This is a genomic window from uncultured Shewanella sp. (assembly GCF_947495455.1).
Taxonomy (GTDB): domain Bacteria; phylum Pseudomonadota; class Gammaproteobacteria; order Enterobacterales; family Shewanellaceae; genus Shewanella.
The window spans coordinates 24,103-41,819 of the sequence record NZ_CANLZC010000045.1; the positions used below are offsets into that span (position 1 = coordinate 24,103).

At 35.9% G+C, this 17,717-nt stretch carries 16 protein-coding genes; 11 read left to right on the forward strand and 5 right to left on the reverse strand.

The features are described 5' to 3' along the window. The first annotated feature begins 89 nt into the window (after window positions 1-89). The 3 genes from traD (at window position 90) to traI (ending at window position 8,679) form a co-directional block, all read left to right on the forward strand. Window positions 90-2,213, forward strand: a complete 2,124-nt coding sequence (gene traD, locus Q0791_RS12920) for a type IV conjugative transfer system coupling protein TraD (RefSeq protein ID WP_299006934.1) — start codon at window positions 90-92, stop codon at window positions 2,211-2,213. An 82-nt stretch (window positions 2,214-2,295) separates the two neighbouring features. Beyond that, the gene (locus Q0791_RS12925; RefSeq protein WP_299006937.1) at window positions 2,296-2,673 is read left to right on the forward strand and encodes a hypothetical protein; all 378 of its coding nucleotides are present in this window, start codon (window positions 2,296-2,298) and stop codon (window positions 2,671-2,673) included. A gap of 39 nt (window positions 2,674-2,712) precedes the next feature. Beyond that, a complete protein-coding gene (traI, locus tag Q0791_RS12930; protein ID WP_299006940.1) occupies window positions 2,713-8,679 on the forward strand; it encodes a conjugative transfer relaxase/helicase TraI in 5,967 nt (1,988 codons plus the stop codon). Between the two features lie 17 nt (window positions 8,680-8,696). On the opposite strand, the gene Q0791_RS12935 is transcribed toward traI, so the two are convergent. Then, window positions 8,697-9,062, reverse strand: a complete 366-nt coding sequence (locus Q0791_RS12935; RefSeq protein WP_299006942.1) for a hypothetical protein — start codon at window positions 9,060-9,062, stop codon at window positions 8,697-8,699. A 665-nt stretch (window positions 9,063-9,727) separates the two neighbouring features. On the opposite strand from Q0791_RS12935, the gene Q0791_RS12940 reads away from it, so the two are divergent. The 8 genes from Q0791_RS12940 to Q0791_RS12975 all read left to right on the forward strand — a co-directional run bounded on the left by Q0791_RS12940 (window position 9,728) and on the right by Q0791_RS12975 (window position 14,930). Continuing rightward, window positions 9,728-10,462, forward strand: coding sequence for a complement resistance protein TraT (locus Q0791_RS12940; protein ID WP_299006943.1), 735 nt, complete (start codon window positions 9,728-9,730; stop codon window positions 10,460-10,462). 29 nt (window positions 10,463-10,491) lie between these two features. Next, on the forward strand, window positions 10,492-10,920 hold the full coding sequence (locus tag Q0791_RS12945; protein ID WP_299006944.1) for a hypothetical protein: 429 nt from the start codon (window positions 10,492-10,494) through the stop codon (window positions 10,918-10,920). Between the two features lie 312 nt (window positions 10,921-11,232). Continuing rightward, window positions 11,233-12,195, forward strand: coding sequence for a hypothetical protein (locus Q0791_RS12950; RefSeq protein WP_299006945.1), 963 nt, complete (start codon window positions 11,233-11,235; stop codon window positions 12,193-12,195). Window positions 12,196-12,245: 50 nt separating this feature from the next. Beyond that, on the forward strand, window positions 12,246-12,836 hold the full coding sequence (locus tag Q0791_RS12955; RefSeq protein ID WP_299006947.1) for a recombinase family protein: 591 nt from the start codon (window positions 12,246-12,248) through the stop codon (window positions 12,834-12,836). Window positions 12,837-12,903: 67 nt separating this feature from the next. After that, window positions 12,904-13,155, forward strand: a complete 252-nt coding sequence (locus Q0791_RS12960; RefSeq protein WP_299006949.1) for a hypothetical protein — start codon at window positions 12,904-12,906, stop codon at window positions 13,153-13,155. 82 nt (window positions 13,156-13,237) lie between these two features. Beyond that, on the forward strand, window positions 13,238-13,612 hold the full coding sequence (locus tag Q0791_RS12965; protein ID WP_299006950.1) for a hypothetical protein: 375 nt from the start codon (window positions 13,238-13,240) through the stop codon (window positions 13,610-13,612). Between the two features lie 78 nt (window positions 13,613-13,690). Further along, window positions 13,691-14,101: a hypothetical protein gene (locus tag Q0791_RS12970; RefSeq protein ID WP_299006952.1), complete on the forward strand. Its 411-nt coding sequence runs from the start codon at window positions 13,691-13,693 to the stop codon at window positions 14,099-14,101. Window positions 14,102-14,174: 73 nt separating this feature from the next. After that, window positions 14,175-14,930, forward strand: coding sequence for a hypothetical protein (locus tag Q0791_RS12975; protein ID WP_299006953.1), 756 nt, complete (start codon window positions 14,175-14,177; stop codon window positions 14,928-14,930). Window positions 14,931-14,988: 58 nt separating this feature from the next. Here Q0791_RS12975 and Q0791_RS12980 read toward each other — a convergent pair whose 3' ends face one another. The 4 genes from Q0791_RS12980 to Q0791_RS12995 form a co-directional block, all read right to left on the reverse strand. After that, on the reverse strand, window positions 14,989-15,651 hold the full coding sequence (locus Q0791_RS12980; RefSeq protein ID WP_299006954.1) for a DUF2913 family protein: 663 nt from the start codon (window positions 15,649-15,651) through the stop codon (window positions 14,989-14,991). Window positions 15,652-15,849: 198 nt separating this feature from the next. Continuing rightward, a complete protein-coding gene (locus Q0791_RS12985) occupies window positions 15,850-16,284 on the reverse strand; it encodes a hypothetical protein (RefSeq protein ID WP_299006955.1) in 435 nt (144 codons plus the stop codon). A 65-nt stretch (window positions 16,285-16,349) separates the two neighbouring features. After that, window positions 16,350-17,147, reverse strand: coding sequence for a hypothetical protein (locus Q0791_RS12990; protein ID WP_299006957.1), 798 nt, complete (start codon window positions 17,145-17,147; stop codon window positions 16,350-16,352). A 242-nt stretch (window positions 17,148-17,389) separates the two neighbouring features. After that, the coding region (locus Q0791_RS12995; RefSeq protein WP_299006959.1) for a hypothetical protein at window positions 17,390-17,717 on the reverse strand (328 nt) is incomplete at its 5' end.

The window sequence follows — 17,717 nt, forward strand, 5'->3', positions numbered from 1 at the left end:
CCCAATAACAAATACTGTGATTTGGCATTGCCTTTAAAGGCAATGCCCTCGCTACACGCACGTCAAATTTCTCATACCAAGGAATGCTAATGAGTAACAAACGCACAAAAAAAAGCAATTATACCCGTGGTGGTCAAATTCTATTTCATAACCTACGGATGTTTATTCAAATCAATGCCGCTATTTTTAAATGGATCATGTTGAGCATTTTGGCATTAACCGCATTCATGAGTTATCTCATGATTGATTATCCAACCTTAATGGGGACGGTGTATTTCTGGAAATATCAGTTTTTAAATGAAGTACAGCCTACTTCGACCGTTGTGAAGACCACATGGGAAGGGGTGAAATATACCAGCACATTAGGCGCTCAACTCCAAAATCAGATATTGATTGATTACAACCACACATTTCTTAGAACAATATTGATTAGCTTTTCTATTAGCTTAGTGCTTGGGATTGGAGCGCTGCTTTTTTCTATGCGTATGTTTAGGAAAAAAGGTGATGAACAAACCGAGGAATATTTTATTCGTGGTATTCAAAAAGCGACACCAAAACAATTAGCTAAGCAGCTCAAGAAAAAGAATAACCAATCAGATTTTAAGCTCGATGGAAAAGCGATTTTTAAGCGAAATTTTGAAGTTCAGCATATGTTATTTGATGGTACAACCGGTGCGGGTAAATCTGTTGCTTTAAGAAAATTTTTACGTTGGATTAGAGATAGAGGTGACAAAGCGGTTGTCTACGATAAAGGTTGTACCTTTGTCAGTAAATTTTACAACGAAAAAACCGACGTTATTTTAAATCCTTTTGATGAACGCTGCGCCTTTTGGGATGTTTGGTGTGATGCGAAAGAGGCCTCTGATTTTGAAAATATGGCGGCGGCACTTATTCCTATGCATGGAGATGGTGATCCATTTTGGGTACAAAGCGCACGGACTATTTTCTGCTCCACGGCTTTTAGAATGGTCAAAGAACCTAACCGTACCACTGAACGCTTACTGGAAATAATGCTCACCTCTGAGCTGGAATCCCTCAGCGAATACCTAAAAGGAACTGAGTCAGCGTCCTTGGTATCAGATAAAATTCAAAAAACAGCCATTTCAATTAAATCGGTATTGGCCGCGTATATCAAATCACTCCGGTTTTTAGCGGGACTTGATACTGAAGGGGAAAATGGGCAGTTAATCCGACGTCGATTTTCTATTCGAGATTGGGTAAAAGATGATAATGAAAACGGTTTTCTCTTTCTATCCAGTAATGCACAACAACATGCTTCACTCAGACCGTTAATCTCAATGTGGCTGTCTATTGCATCAACCGCCATTTTAGAGCAAAACGAAAATGTTGATCGCCGTATCTGGGTCATTATGGATGAAGCGCCCAGCTTACATAAGCTGCCTGAGTTAGCCGAAACCATAGCAGAAGTGAGGAAGTTTGGCGGCTGCTACGTCATTGGTATTCAATCATTTGCACAGCTTAAGAAAGTCTACGGTGATAATGCGGCCTTAGAAATGTTTGATTTGCTCAATACCCGTCTTTTTTTCCGCTCCCCCTCTAATGAAATGGCCAAAATTTCCTCTTTAGATTTAGGAGAGCAAGAGGTCGATGTCTCCAAAGAGCAATACAGTTATGGCGCAAATGAAATTAGAGATGGTGTGTCATTGGGGCACCAGACCATCACTCGCCCTGTCGTAACGGCCTCTGAAATTATGCAGCTTGAGGATTTACAGTTTTGGTTACGAACGCCAGGTGATTATCCTGTGACGCAGATAGATCTTGTGTTCGATAAGATGCCTTCATTATGCCCCCCATTCATTAAACGTAAGTATACCCCCTCAAACAGAATAAAAGCCCTTGAATTGAGCTTAAATTACCATCAATTTAGCGCCGTTGCTCATCTCGACAAAGAAGATAAAACCGCATTGCAAGCCATTCACGATGAAATGTATGCCGGCGATGAAAATAATGAAGAACGCGCCAACGAAGCAAAACGAATGAATAAGCTCGCTGATAAATCCAATGCCGTTGCACAAAGCTTAATTGATATGAGAAAGGACAAATCAGCTAAGCCCTCAATAGCCGAAGGCATTAAAAAACGCGCTGAACAATCCAAAAAGCAACAGCAAGAAAATAATCAGCAAGCGGAAGCGGCCTTGTTGCATGAAGAGCAACAAATTGCTTCCTCTGATAACGAAATGTCTTTCGATTAAAAGACGTTCACGCTTCCTCATTAAAATTAATCATATTTTATCAGTTGGTTACATAGTGGTAAAAATTAAAAAAGGTAACGCAATGGATACAGAAGAAAAAATATGTAGCTTAATGCTCACCGCAACAGCTCAACAAACACTTATCGCAGAGTTGATTACATTACAGAAAGAGGAAGTGAAGCAACTTAAAAAGGAGCGAGAATCACTAATATCTGCTCATCGTGACGCACTAAAAGGGCTGCGCTGGAACAGAGTTGCCCTGATGTTTTTTGTTTGCTTTTGTACGTTGAGTTTTCCCCTCCTTGGATTAGCGTATTTTGTCGTAAATCACAGCACTGAAAATGTCAGTCAGCACGAATATGGCATAAGTGAATATAGAAAAAATAATGAAGAAATTAAAGAGATCTTAAGCCCAACGGTATTAGAGAAACCTGTTAAATACGCTCCTTGTCGCCCATAGAGATACCCACGATTTTTCATTTCATTATAGGAAATTATTATGCTTTCAATCAGTCCAATAGCTTCAAGTGCCAGCGGTGCGGCCAGTTACTATCTTACCGAAGAAAAGAACCTTGATTTACCCGATACTTCACTCGAAAAAGAAGAGTCAAATAAGGAAAACGAAGGCCAGTATTATCTCAAGGAACAAAGTCAAGAACCTAATACTCAATGGTTCGGAAAACTCGCTAAACAAGAGGGGATGCTAGGTAAGCCGGTTGATGAGCAAAAGCTCACACAGGTATTAGCCGGTGAGCTAAATGGTAACATCATTTCTGGAAAAAGATCCAATCACCGGAATGGGTTTGATTTTACGTTTTCCGCACCTAAATCGGCCAGTTTACTTGCGTTGGTCGGTGGGGATAAGCGTTTAGTTAGTGCTCACGATGATGCGGTTAAGTTTGCTCTGTCCCATATCGAACAAGATGCTGCCCAAGCAAAACAAACCGATCCTAATACGGGAAAGCTATCTTTTGAAAACACCGGTAACTTGCTCTTTGCTATGGTGCGTCATAAAACCAGTCGAGAAGAAGATCCCCAATTACATACCCACTCTCTTACATCCAACATGACACGAGATAGTAATGACAGATTACGCGCCTTAGCAAGTAGCTTAAAACAACAAGGAGGAGTCATTAATGGCACAGGGGAACGCGTTTATAACCACCAAAAATACTATACCTCATTATATCAAAGTGCTTATGCCAGGGCGGTTGAGGAAATGGGGTATCAGACTCGTTCAATTGGCAATAATTTATTTGAAATTGAAGGCGTACCTCAAAATCTACTTGATGAATTTTCAACTCGTAGCCAACAAATTAAAGAGCAAACAAATGCAATGGGATTAGATTCTCAAGCCGCAAAAGATGTCGCGGCCAAAGATACCCGCAAAACAAAAGAGTACACGGCGGAAGCGACTTTATTTGAGCAATGGCAAAAGAAGGTCTCTGACAATGGTTTCAACTTAACTGAATTTATCAAAAACAGTATGGAAAAAGGGGGGAAACCGTTAGGTACTGCCCTTAAACCCGAGGCCATTAATGCGGTTAAACGAGCGGTAGCACATGCCAGTAATACTCAAAATAGTCTCAACTATGCAAAATTAGTCGAATCGGCCACGCTAGAGTTTACCCAAGGTCAAAAGCTGGATGCATTAGATATCAAATTAGCCTTGGATAAGCAGATTGAGCAAGGTGTCCTCATTCCCTTAGATAAAGAAGGAGCAACCTTTACAACGCAAGCTCAAATAAAAGCAGAAACTAACTTGCTTGATAGTATCAAAGGCAGAGCGACGAATATGCGTAATATTGTCGATAAACAGTCATTACAAGGTAAAGGTTTAAACCAGGATAACCAAAAAAAAATCACTGAACTCTTTGCTAGCACTAAACAAATAAACCTCGTCAATGTGTTTGGTAGCAGTGAGCAATTAGCCACAGCACTATTGAATGTAGGGGAAGACAGTAAAAAACGTATCCAGATTATTACCCCCGATGCAAAAAGCCAACAACAAAGCAAAGACAAAGTCTTTCGTGATGGCTCAACGGTAATGAAATGGATTAAGAACTATTTTAAACCAGAGCATACTCATACACTGAGTCATTTTCTCAAAGAAGGTGAGCAAGGCAGTATCAGCAACCGCGACATAATCGTAGTTGAAGAAGCGAATAAATTAGGTATGAATGAGTTAAATGGCCTTATTAATAAAGCTCAGCAAGGCAATAGTAAGGTAATACTGCTTAATCATGCTAATGCTAAACAAGGCATGAAAGCCGGTAATGCGATTGAAGTGTTAAAAAAAGGTAATGTGAATATAAGTAATTGGGTTGCAACCAAGCAATCAAACACTTCCATGCAAATTCATGAACATGCAGACGGTGAACGTATAACTGCCATTGCCAGAGCTTATACTAATAACAAAAATAAAGAGTCGGTTCAGGTTATCGCCTCAACCCATAAAGATGTGAAACAACTAAACAATGCTATTCGAAATCAACTGAAAACCACCGGAGAACTATCACGTTTAGGTGTTAACATTTCCACTCTTAATCCGGTATTTATGTCAAATGAACAACGTGAAGTTGTCGGTCAATACACTAAAGGTATGGTACTAACAAAATGGACGAAACATAAAGGGCGTAACCAAAAACATACTTTTACGATTAACCAGGTCAATCGTCAAGATAATACCCTCTCCGTAACCGATGAAGAGGGTAAAAAATCGATATTATCACCAAACTCCCGTCCATTTAAAGCGGCAAATTTTGCCATATCAAAACCAGGTACATTGCATATAGCAAAGGGTGATAGCTTACGTATGGCGACTAATCATCATGAGAGTGGTTTGCAAAAACAATTTTTTACCGTAACAGCATTAAGCAGGGAAAATACAACACTTCAAGATGAAACAGGGAAATACCATACCGTTAAAACACAAAAACTTAATCACTCTCCACTTGATCATGCTTATGCGACTACACCTAGAAATGCCAATCCGAAAGCAACGCATCATATGATGAATATCAAAGCTTACAGTGCATCAAAAGAGTGGCTACATGACACGCTTAATCAAGGAGCAAAAAAGATAGATGTGTTTACTGACAAAGCGCAGCAGTTTGACGAAAAACTTGAAAAAAGCGACATTAAACCGTCCAGTATTAATCGAGTAATGCAAGCAACTGGAACACCTGAAAAATTCGTAAACAGTCAAACCTATCAGCTCCTTATCAAAGATGTTAATGCGGCGCTGAATACTATTAGCGCACAACATAGTGATAAAGGGTTGATCCATGACGCAGTTAATTTTGCCATTAATCATATTAGTGAAAAAGAAGCCGGTTTCTCTCAAAAAGAGCTAGTGACCAATGCTATTCAATATGCATTTGAAGAAAGAAATAGCAGCATAACCAAAGAGGAAATAGAAACCAAACTGAAGGAAATGTCACTCAATAACCCAAAGAATCATTCTGATACACAACTACTCTCCGCGGAGTACCAGGATGGTACGCGTTGGACGACGCAAGCAGCTATAGACACAGAAACGAGAATATTGGATAGATTTACAGCGGGTAAAGAGCAACTAAAACCACTTATAAGCATTGAACAAGCAAATCATTCACTTAATCAAAATGCTCGACTAACAGAAGGACAAAAAGAAGCAATTCAACTTATTACAACAACTTCAGATCGTTTCGTTGCCATTCAAGGACTAGCTGGTACTGGTAAGTCAACCATGCTTGAAACAGGCATTGAACTGGTTAAACAAAGCGAAATACTGTTGAAAGGTTCCCCACAAAACAAACAAACTCAATTTATCGGATTGGCCCCCACTCATGCCGCAGTCAATGAACTTAAAGACAAAAATGTACACAGCCAAACCGTGCAATCATTATTAACTCATTTCATCAGCCAAGGCACAAAGTCAGATCAATATAACAATACCGTATTTTTGCTTGATGAAAACTCCATGACCGGTAACGCTCAAATGGATAAATTTACCCACTTAATTGAAACGACTGGTGCCCGCGCTGTATTTTTAGGTGATACTCATCAGCTCACCTCACAAGAAGCAGGTAAACCGTTTGAGCTGGCCATGAGTAAAGGTGTAATAGATAGTGTTGTAATGAAAGACATTAAACGACAACAAAATGACACGCTCTTAGGGGCAGTACATAATATTGTTGATCGTCAGGGTGCAAGCGCCGTTGATAAAATCCAACAACAATTACCTTTTACAAAATACACCCCAGAGACACAACACAAAGATGAGCAAACACCAAAACAAGAGAAGCATCTAAACCATAACAAAACACAAAACATCATCTCAACTTATCAACCTATTACCGATAACAGTAAAAAAAATCAAGAGCTTGCTACTGAAGCGCTGCCAACCACAGTGGCATTGGAATATCTATCCCGAACACCAAAAGCACGAGAAAACACCCTGATTATTGCTTACACCAATAAAGAGCGTGATGATATCACCCACGAAATACGACAAGGCTTACAATCACAAAAAACACTCAGTAAAGATGAAGTCACCGTCCCTCGACTTCGTAGTGTTCATGCGAGTAAACAAGAGTTAGCGACAATGATGCCCTATCAACAAGGACTTATCCTGACAACAAATAAAGATAGTTATTTTGAGATAATGAATGTAGATAGACGTCATAACATGCTGACGCTTTCCGATATGCAAACAGGGGAAGAAAAACACTTCTTTCCCAAAAACCACGGTCATAAATTCACGAATCTATGGGTGAAAACCAACGAACCGCTCGCTCAAGGGGACAATATCATGCTGAGAAAAAGCGATATATCTCGAGAAATGGAAGGTAACAAAGTTTATCGTGTGAGCGCTATTGATGATAAGAAGATGACCCTAACCGCCAGTGATAACCATACTCTGACGCTCTCCACCCAAAAAATGAAGGACGCTCATTGGGATTATGCTTACACTCGTACCGCTGATATGGCACAAGGTGCAACTTATGATAACGTTATTACATCTATAAGAAGCACAGCTAAACTCACTAATATACGTCGTGCTTACATTGATATCACTCGCGCCAGCAAACACGTTAAAATCATTACCGATAACCCTAAAAAAATGATGCTCGCTTGGATGAATAACGATGTTAACAAAGTATCAGCGATAGAAACGAAGAATAAAGATTACCCAAACCACGCGCCCATGTTTAACAATAAGCCATTGCCACAGGACAACCCTAAATACCAGGACATTAACGGTGATCTCGATCTTAAATTACTTGCCTCTGATTTAAATACTCGCCTTCCTGCTTATAGTGAATCCCTTGCGACCCATTTACTCGGTGAACCCGACCTAGATAAATCAAATAAAGACACACTTGCTTTTAATGATGGTAATTTAAAATTGACCACAACTGGACAATATAGAGGTTATTTTAAAGACTGGAAGAGCGGTGATAAAGGCAGTTTAATAAACCTTATTATGGTAACAGAAAAATGTAATTTTAAAGCTGCACTGCTAAAAGCAGATAAAATGTTAGCTTCACCAGAACAATATAACCTTAAAGAAAATCCTGAACATGATAAGTTAAAAAATACACTTCCGATAAAACAAGCTAAATTTGAATCAAAAGCAAAACAGTATTTTGATGAAGCAAAACCCATCACTAATACATTAGCTCAGGATTATTTAAAAAAACAAGGAATAGATATTAACACACACGACAACCTACGGTATCACCCATCTATTTATTCATCCGAAACAAGAAAAACTTACCCAGCTTTGATTGCCAACGTCACCGATAATAAAGATGAAACGAAAGCAATAGAGATAACATATTTAGATCAAAGTAGTGGTGACAAAACAAACTTAAACAAAAAAATACTTGGCTCTAAGTCTGGAAACGGCTCTAAATCAGGTAACAACATTGTAATAAACAAAGGTAATAATACTTCTTATAGTATCATTACTATAGGGGTAGAGACTGCACTTAAGATAAATAGTAACAATAAACATAACGCCGATATTTTCGCATTAAATAGTAATAACGATATAAAAAACATAAGAGATAATGAATTACGAGAAAATATTATTCTAGTTTTAGATAAACCCTACCCACAACAATCAATAAGCTCTGTCATAAACAAGCTTGAAGAAAAAAACAAGAATGCATTATTTATTGAAACAAGCAATATTGACTCCTCTCTAGATAAAGATAAAATAACACAGCAGTTAGTAAATGAAGCCGTATACGGTTTCAAAAACAAAGATAGTTCCACACCGAAGTCCATTCAACATTTAAGTAGTGATATTATGAAATCAAAAGATATTAATGTAGGGGAGTTAGATAATATAGTAAAAATAAAAAACAAATATCATGAAATCCACCAAACTATTTCAATAGACAGTAAAAAACTTCAAAATAGTCACTCCGACATTGAACTGCACAACCTTAATATCGGAGAGAAACAAATATAATAAAAATGGAGGTGCATTTAAACCTCCTTTCCCCCACCACTTAATATAAGCTCGATTTTTTCATTTGATTTATCCATAGCAATTTTATGCTTTTCTTTTGCTTTCTCAAAATTATCTTTATTATCATCTTCATTGAAAACTTGATAATGAACAAGGCTAGAAACATATTGAGCTTTTACCGAATAGGATAAAATAGTTTCCAGTAACTCTCGCGTAGATATACCCTCATCATCATCTGAGTGTTCAATTATGCGTAGAGCAAATAATATTAAATCACGTGCTGCTGCTGCATCCTTACCCAACCCTTTTTCATCTCTATATGCTTTTATTTTTTTATACAAGCCGTCATCACATGGGACTTGAACAACCTTATTTCTAGTCATAACTATCTCCTTTTAGTGTATTAAAAGTGTATTAACTTGCTTTTTAAGCGTATTAAAAGTGTATTAACTTGCTTTTTAAGTGTATTAAAATATTAATACACTACCCTTTATAGCGCAAGGTTTAAATCCTTTTATTTTATGACGTTAATAACGAATTAATACTTTAATTATTAAAAGTGTATTAATTTTGTTGTAGCCCAGTATTAATGGGCTTTTAATACGATTGTATTAAAAAATTAATACACTTTTAATACATTTTCTATGAAATTTCAAACGAATTTCAAAAAAATTATTCTAGCTTTTCACTGTAAACAATTTATTGTTAATCAATGACTTATAGTGATTATAAGTTAATATTATTGACATATCAATATAACGTGGGGTGTGGGACTTATTTAAGCTCAATCTACTCGTCGTTACTTTTATGGTATTTGTTTCATTTCCAGGTGGGTATTCTTTTTCTTATTTACCAGGCCTCGCCGTCTGAGATGTACTATTTTGTATCTGGGATATATATTTTTACATATTAGACAAATAAAGGTTATTTATGAGAGGTTTATTATAGATAATAACAGTTCGATGCATTATAATTAATAGGTTATTTAATTATATGGAGGACGTTAGATATATCTATCTCCAGTTGTCTCAATATTTAAGGAAAGAATATGCGCAACTACCATCGTAATTTATTCGTTATTATATTTTTCTCTGTTTTCATTTCTGGATGCTCTGCTTTAACAACGGCAATTAAGAAAAGTGATTTAGATGTTAAAACTGAAATGTCAGACACAATATGGTTAGACCCCGTTAAACCATCAGATAGAACTATATTCGTTCAAACCAAAAACACAACCAGTGAAGATATAAACATAAATCAAGCTTTAAAAACAAGGTTATTATCCAAAGGCTACAAAGTTATTGACGATCCAGAAATAGCACATTATTGGATTCAGGTTAATATATTAAAAATAGATAAAATGGATTTGAGAGAATCGAGAGGTTTTCTTGCTCAAGGTTATGGTTCAGGTTTAATGGGGGCGGCAGCATTAGGAGGTATTGCAGCTTATAATACTCATTCAACTGGCACAGCATTAGGAGCCGGACTTGTTGGTTCATTAGTTGGTATGGCCGCTGATGCAATGGTTGAGGATATTAATTATGCTTTAATTACTGATATTCAGATTGTAGAAAAATCAAATATCCAGCAAAAAACAATAAATTCATCAAATATAAAACAGGGTAATTCAGGTTATATTACAACAAAAAGTGAAGAGGTTAGTAATTTAAAGAGATTCCAAACAAGAATCGTCAGTAATGCTAACCAAGTTAATTTAGAACTACAGGAAGCAAAACCTAAATTAATAGAGGGCTTAACAGCTTCCATATCAGGTATATTTTAAATAAAAAATAAAACAAAAAGGAGTGACAGATGAAAAGGTTTATTCTTGCTTTAACTTTAATATTACAATTTAATTATACATACGCGTCAAATGAAAATACTCATAAATACAAATCTTGCGAGAATAATTTTACACATAAGAAAACCTCTACTGGAGAAATATTCAGAACAAGTGATGTGGTTTATCATACTAATAAATTAGAAGCATTTAAAAAAGTATCAAAGTATATTGCAATGGATGGCTGGAATATTAATAATTCTGATATCAATATAGGAATGATAAATGCTAGCCAAGATGTACCTTTTTCTAATGGAAAAGTCGCACCGCTTAATATTTTCATAAACAATATAGAAGATGCCATTGAAATCTCAATTTCATATTCAACATCATCAGGTGTTTATTCACCAAAAGATGCCGTCATGAATAACTTTTGCAAAATTATAACTTCAGCTACATAACTGAATATTCAATACCTAAAAGCTATTAGCCCAAATAGCTTGGATAAATAACATAACCACAAATTATGTTACCAAGTTAATTGGGCATATCTATATCTCAAACCACACAATACTTTTACAAGTGAAGCAAAGTCAAAATAGGTATCCCCTATTTGACTCTCGATCTTAAGGTAGCTATTATAAATTATACCAATTTAAAATAGCTACCTTTAAATTAACTACTTTAATTGGCTATATGTTTAGAAAGGTTGTCGGCCTAAGTGCAATTAGGCCGACGGCAACAAAATGATGACATTTCAAAAGGAAATCATAATGTTACAAACAAAATATACCAGTAAATCTGATTTAATTCAAGAAAATGCAAATATTCCCCTACTTGCAATCATGGCTTTTGTTATTGGGGTGTGTATATCAATAACGCAACTACTATTATCGATAAATACAATAAATACATTGACAGCTAACTCAGATGGCTACGTTAACAAATCAATGATCACATTAGTAATTTTACTTGTTTTATGTCAGCCATTACTGATCGCTTTTCTCAAAGATACCAAGAATAATATTCACGCATTTATTGCAGGGGCATTATTAATAATTATATCACTCGGTAGCATTTACACAGTTCATTATACGATCAGTGATATGGCATCAACATTATCAACAACTGATCAGGAAAAATTAGATCTTGCGAAGGAAGACAAACAAGCATTTCGAGGTGCCATTTCAAAAGGTGTGGTAACACCTACAAAAAAAGAGCGAACTGAACTTGATGAAAAAATAAATGGTATCTTAGATCAAAAACCGCAAGCTAAGGATGAGGTTTGGTCTTTTGTTATGAGTATTCTTAGTGAAATAATGGTTATTTTTTGCTTTTTTATGTCATTTTCTTTTAACTCACAAAAGGAAAAAAAAGATAGTGATGATCAAGGAGGAGGAAACATAAGGAAACAAGAGTGTGAAAATTATCACGCTAATTATAATGGAAATTCACAGTTTAATGTGAAAGCGTATAGTGCCGAATCACATAATAAGTTAAATAATCACATGTTTGATTTAGAGTGTGATTATAGTGAATCACAGAAAATCTTCAATGATGAGATTGAGAGGAATATATTTAACGCCTCTGTTCAACTTAAAAGCAACGGTATGAGAGTGTCTAAAGCTGCAATAGCTAAGATCATTAATGTTCCTCGTGAATATTTATCTAAGCAATATTCCAATGAATACAATCAAGCTATTTCAAAGTTTGATCGCTTAACTCACTCGCACTAAAAACCTAAAAGGTGGCCTGTGGCCACCTTTTAGCCTCAACGGATCAACATATGAAAGCTAGAATTTATTTAATAACCAGCCATGACAGTAAAAACTTAGAATGTCATCAACAGTTAGTTGATGATACAAAATCCATAGGCTATTCGGTAGAAATCTATACAGAAGACTCTTTAGGCGCACAAGAAGACAGACCAGCACTTCTTGGAATGCTTAATGACTTGCAAAAAGGCGATATTATTATCATAGATAAAATCGGTAATATAAGCAGCTTACCTTTGGCTCATGCTAAGAGCCTTCTCGCCAAAATTAAAGAAAAAAAAGCCAGATTGTCGATCCCCAATATCATAAACATCTCAAGCGTTGATTCACCTAATAATACTCACGCCCAGCCCCTACTTTTAAAGGTGTTATTGCAATTATCTATAGATAACTATGACAAACTTGAAAAAAACAAAACACAGGGAAGATTGATCGCAAAAGATACGAGTAAATATAAAGGTCGGCAAGCAAATACTCATGTGCACAAACGTATTATTGAACTAAGGCCGCACTATTCTATTCGTGAAACTGCAAAATTAGCTCGTTGTAGTGAAGCCCAAGTAAAGAAAATTTGGAAGTTACATAAAAAAAATAAACTTTAAACATGTGGATAAGCTGATAAATATGTAATATGGTCGGTATATCCGACTTTTTTATTTAGGTGTACTTATGTATCAAAAAGGGAATTTAAATCGAATTTGGCTCGTTCTAGGTGCGTTAGATGCACTTGAACACCCAACATTACTAAACATTAGTAATGCAATTGGAATGCCCAAACCCTCAGTTAATGATATCTTGAAAAAATTACTAGATGGTCAAGTCGCTGGCGTTATTGTAAAAAAAATAGGAACTGAATACAAAATCATAGAATGGAATGATTTCAGGCAAGAAATAAATAAAATTTATACAAACAACACTTGACAGTCGGTTAAACCGACCACATAATAAGCTTAACCTTCATGATTTAGCTGTGCATGAATTCATTAAAAATAAAGGAATTTTTATGAAAAATGTAAATAAGCTTATAGCTAAACAAACAGAAAACGATGAATTCAAAAGTTGCTCAATTGATGACTCTTTACCTTCTTTACAAGGCACATTTTTTATAGTTTCATGCCTGATTGCTGGAATAACCATTGCAGGCGTTCTTATTGCTGGCAATGAAATAATTCATCAAGAATCTGCTGGAAAAGTGATTAGTATTATCTCGATAGATAAAGGAGCCAGAGTCGAGACAACTGAAGGAGTTTACTTTACAAAAGAATTATTTAATCTTTCTATTGATACAGAAATGCTTCTTGTTAGAAAAAATATAACTCCACCCTCTTTATGCAATAAGTCACAAACGCAGTGCAGCAGGTTAATAGGTAATAAATAAGCCAAATATTCCCCCCACCAAAAAGTGTAAGGCTCAAAGAATATTTATACGCTAATTCATTAAAAAAAAGGGATTTCTATGAATAATGTAATTAACCTACCCACTCAACCGACTAAAAGTAAAACAGAAAAAGCTATAGAATTAATAAAAGATATTTTTATTCCAGATAGCTCAGATGACCCATTTGAGCACTATCAACACCTATTTTTGTTAATTTTCGGTCTAATTTCGATCCCCGCAGCTATATGGTTTTGTATAAATACATTACTTACAAGCAGCGAAGCAATTATTAGCTACCAACCTGCTGGAAAGATTCTTAACATGACTCAAACAAAAGAATCCGTAAGGGTTGAAACCACCAAAGGAATTTACTTTACAAAAGAAGTGTTTAACCTATCGTTTGATACTGAAATGATAATTATTGAACGAAATAAACTCCCTATTGGTTTATGCGATAAATCAAAAATACAGTGCAACTCTTTACTCTAAAAAATCAGATATAAATCTTACAGTTTTATGTGATATTTACAACTTTAAGATAAAAATAGAAGGAACTAAAAAAATGGAATTACTAAATGACTTAATTAAAGAACCTCATTGGTTAATTTCCACCATTGTATTGATTTTAATAGGTTTGTATTTTATCGCAAAACAGCTTAAATCCATGAAACATGCTGAACATATAGTTAAAAGAGGACAATTTGAACCTTTGAGACAAGATGTCCTAAACGAAGCCATTAATGATGCTCAAGAAAAAGGTAACAAAGACCAATTTTTACAACTCCTAACTCAAATAAGACAAACTTATGGCCATGATGGAGTTAAGCTTGGGCATCTATATTGGATTTGGCGGATGATTGAAGAGGATGAGTTAAACCCTAAGCATATTCCTGATTTTAATTTTGAATTTTTACCACTAAAAAAGTCAGTATTAAACGAAGCTGTTAAAGATGCAGAAAGTCAAGGCAATAAAGAACAGTTTTTGAAATTATTGGAACAAATTATAAGCACACATGGCAACAATAATTTAAAAATGGGACACCTCAAATGGATCTGGGACATGATTGAAATTAACGATCTTGAGCCAATGAATATCCCAGCTTTCAGCTCTAAAAAAACTATAAGGCCAAAAACAATCAATCATAAACTACCTGAACTAACAACGGGTTTTAAAGGAGTTAAAAAGCACTATCTATATGGCTTTGTATTTTTAGTTATATTCTCATTAATATTCAATTGGAGTTTCAATGAGTTATTAGTAGGTTTTCTCATTTATACAATTATTGATTTTTTATTCGCAAATAAACAAGAGAAGTAAATCCGCCAAGCACCACATACTAATTAAGGGGGGGCTGCTCCCTAACTAAATATCGTTATCATTTTGATTTTAAAATAATTTCCCCCTCTTTTTCTTCAACCAAGTAAAGGCCAGTCTCTTTTATAATATCGATTATAGAGGCGCTTTTTTTGGGGTTAACTATCATTGCGAGGGGCTTTATTTGATTGCCATCACTATCAAAACCTTTCTCTATATCACTCTGATACATATAAATAAAGTTTGATTTTCTGTACTCATTCTCATTTATGAAACGACTATCGATTTTCAACTTAATTTTAATATTTTCAAGCAAATCAAATAGATTACGAGCGTCATTTGTCTCTTTATCAAGGTTTTCATGGATCTTCTTAATCTCAATCAATCTCTGTTCGAGATCACCTTTCTGCTTGCGGCCAATCGCAATAAACCGTTTAAGTTCATTTTTTACCCCTTTATATTCTGGAGATTTTATTTTTGGCTTTAGATGTCGGACTAAAATTTCATTTCGCCTTTGAGTAGGGATGTATCGGCTACTTTCCGAACAATGCAAGTAAAGATGAAGCAGAGAATGCTCAACTAATCCGTTTAGTCGACTTTTGTATGTTTCGTTCAACCCTGAATACCTCAACTGCTCAAAAGAGGGATATTTTATCATTATGAAGCTTGGAGTGCTATTTTTGCACCAATATGAATAGTGGTGAAATTCACCACTTTTTAGCATTCGCTTTTTGAGCCTTTTTTGCTAAGATAAGTGTTCATTTCGAGGCGTTTCAGCCTCAAATCCCCCGAACACCAAAATCGCGCTACGCACAATCCCTATTATGTTCAATAGGGGCGGAAAGGGGGAAGTTATCTGCTTGTTGAACAATCGGGATAAGGTCGCGGCTGCACGCGGCCTATCCTTATCTGTTATGTGTTCCTACGCAGAAACTTTTAATAAAGGCATGTTAATACCAAAGTGCTGAGCAGTGAAATAGACGAGCATTACACCAAAGCCAATAAATATAGTGGTTAAAAACCTAAATAAAAGTGCTCTAAAATGCGCCTTACGCTCTATCCTGTTTATAGCTTTTTCTTCGTCGAGTAATTCTTGCGCCAAATTATGTATGCGCTTATAGCTTTGTCTTACTTCACCTAAGTTTGCAACCCAACCATTATTATTTTGATTGTCTTTTTGATCTTTAATATCTTTAATATCTCCTTTGTGATAATCAAGATGAGTGTGTATGTTGTTTAACATAGTTTTAGTTAAACTATTAAATTCATCTGGCTCTTTAGGCTTCGATAATGTTCGTATAGTTTGTACTTTAGATATATATCGGTCAGATAAGTTTTGAAATGGGCGATTTTTCAAGCTCCCTCCTTTAAAAACACATGACGCCGCGCTCTGCGGCAAATTTGTCCGGCAGCAGCGCCTTGTTATGGCTTCTCACACTCAGCACCTTTCATTGAAAAGCTGGTTATAACCACGCCTTTGGAATCAACGTATTTCCAGTTTACGACTGTTTCGCTTGCTAAATCACGAAACATTTTCGTACTGGGGTCTGTGCAAAATTTGTTTCGAGAAAACTCGGCTATTTTCTTAGCGAACAGCTCATTGTCTATATCTTTTGCGTCGAGAGAATGAAACTGATAAAGAAAGTTAGCACTTTCATTTATATAAGTGACCGAGGCCAAATTTGTATGACTATCAATAACAATGGGCGCTTGCCTAGAAATTTTCTCTACCTCTTCTTTAACTATTTTTTCAATTATTTCTTTTGAAGGGGTTCTCTCTAAAGTATTTTCTTCATTTGTTTGCTGGATGACACGATTTGCATTCCAGCCCCCCCACAAAAAAACAAGCGCTATTATCCATCCGATTAAGAGTGCTGAATTTATAAAGGGGAAGATTGGCTTTTTGCGATTTGCTTTGGGGACTCGAGCAACAAGGAGACTAATGATTAGAGGAATACCTGAGTAGCCAAGGAAAAGCACTGAGTATATTGCAAAGCTTCGGGCAGCAGTCATTGCAATAGTGAATTGTTCTCCGTAATTTACGTCCAATACATTGTGACTAATTAAAGCATAGATTGAGCAGCTTAATAGAATTTTACCAATGGTCTTTAACAATGCCCTCTCCTTAGTGCTGAGCACTTGCTCTGTAGCCATAACAGCTAATTGAACAGCAGCAGGATGATCTTCCAGACCGCTTAATTTGATGAAACGAGAGTACACTTATGACCCATTGTTGTAAAATCGTTAACTGCTAAAGTAAGCGGTTGATAAGCATAAAAGTACAAGAGAAAACAGGTGGGTTTATGAAGGGAACCTCTACCAGTGATAACTGGCCTTATCACGGGTGTAGTCTAGCCGGGTTATGGGTGTATTCAAATTGGGATAAGCCGTGTAACCAAATTGAGCTTTGTGTACTGCTCACCCCAAATTGGACACTTTTCAGTGAAATGTGCGTAAATCCCCTAAATAAAATCATCTTCTCTGTATCCAAACATTGTTTTCTTGGCAAGATAGATTGAATCAAGTAGTGAATCTTCAGCTATTTTCTGAAGAGCAATACCAACATACAAAGAGTGAGATGCTAAAAGGGATGGATCATTAAACTCAATATCTAATATTTTTTTGCTTGGTATGTCTCCATGACTTCTTATTGCTAAGGAAAATATATGGCACAGTGCTTTTAAGAAATCGTGGGTTGTCTCTTTTCTAAGTTGGGGTATTGCGCCCATTTCAGCGAAAAGTCCAAACCTTGGTTGTAGACCTTGAAATACAAGGCCTACAAAGGAGTGG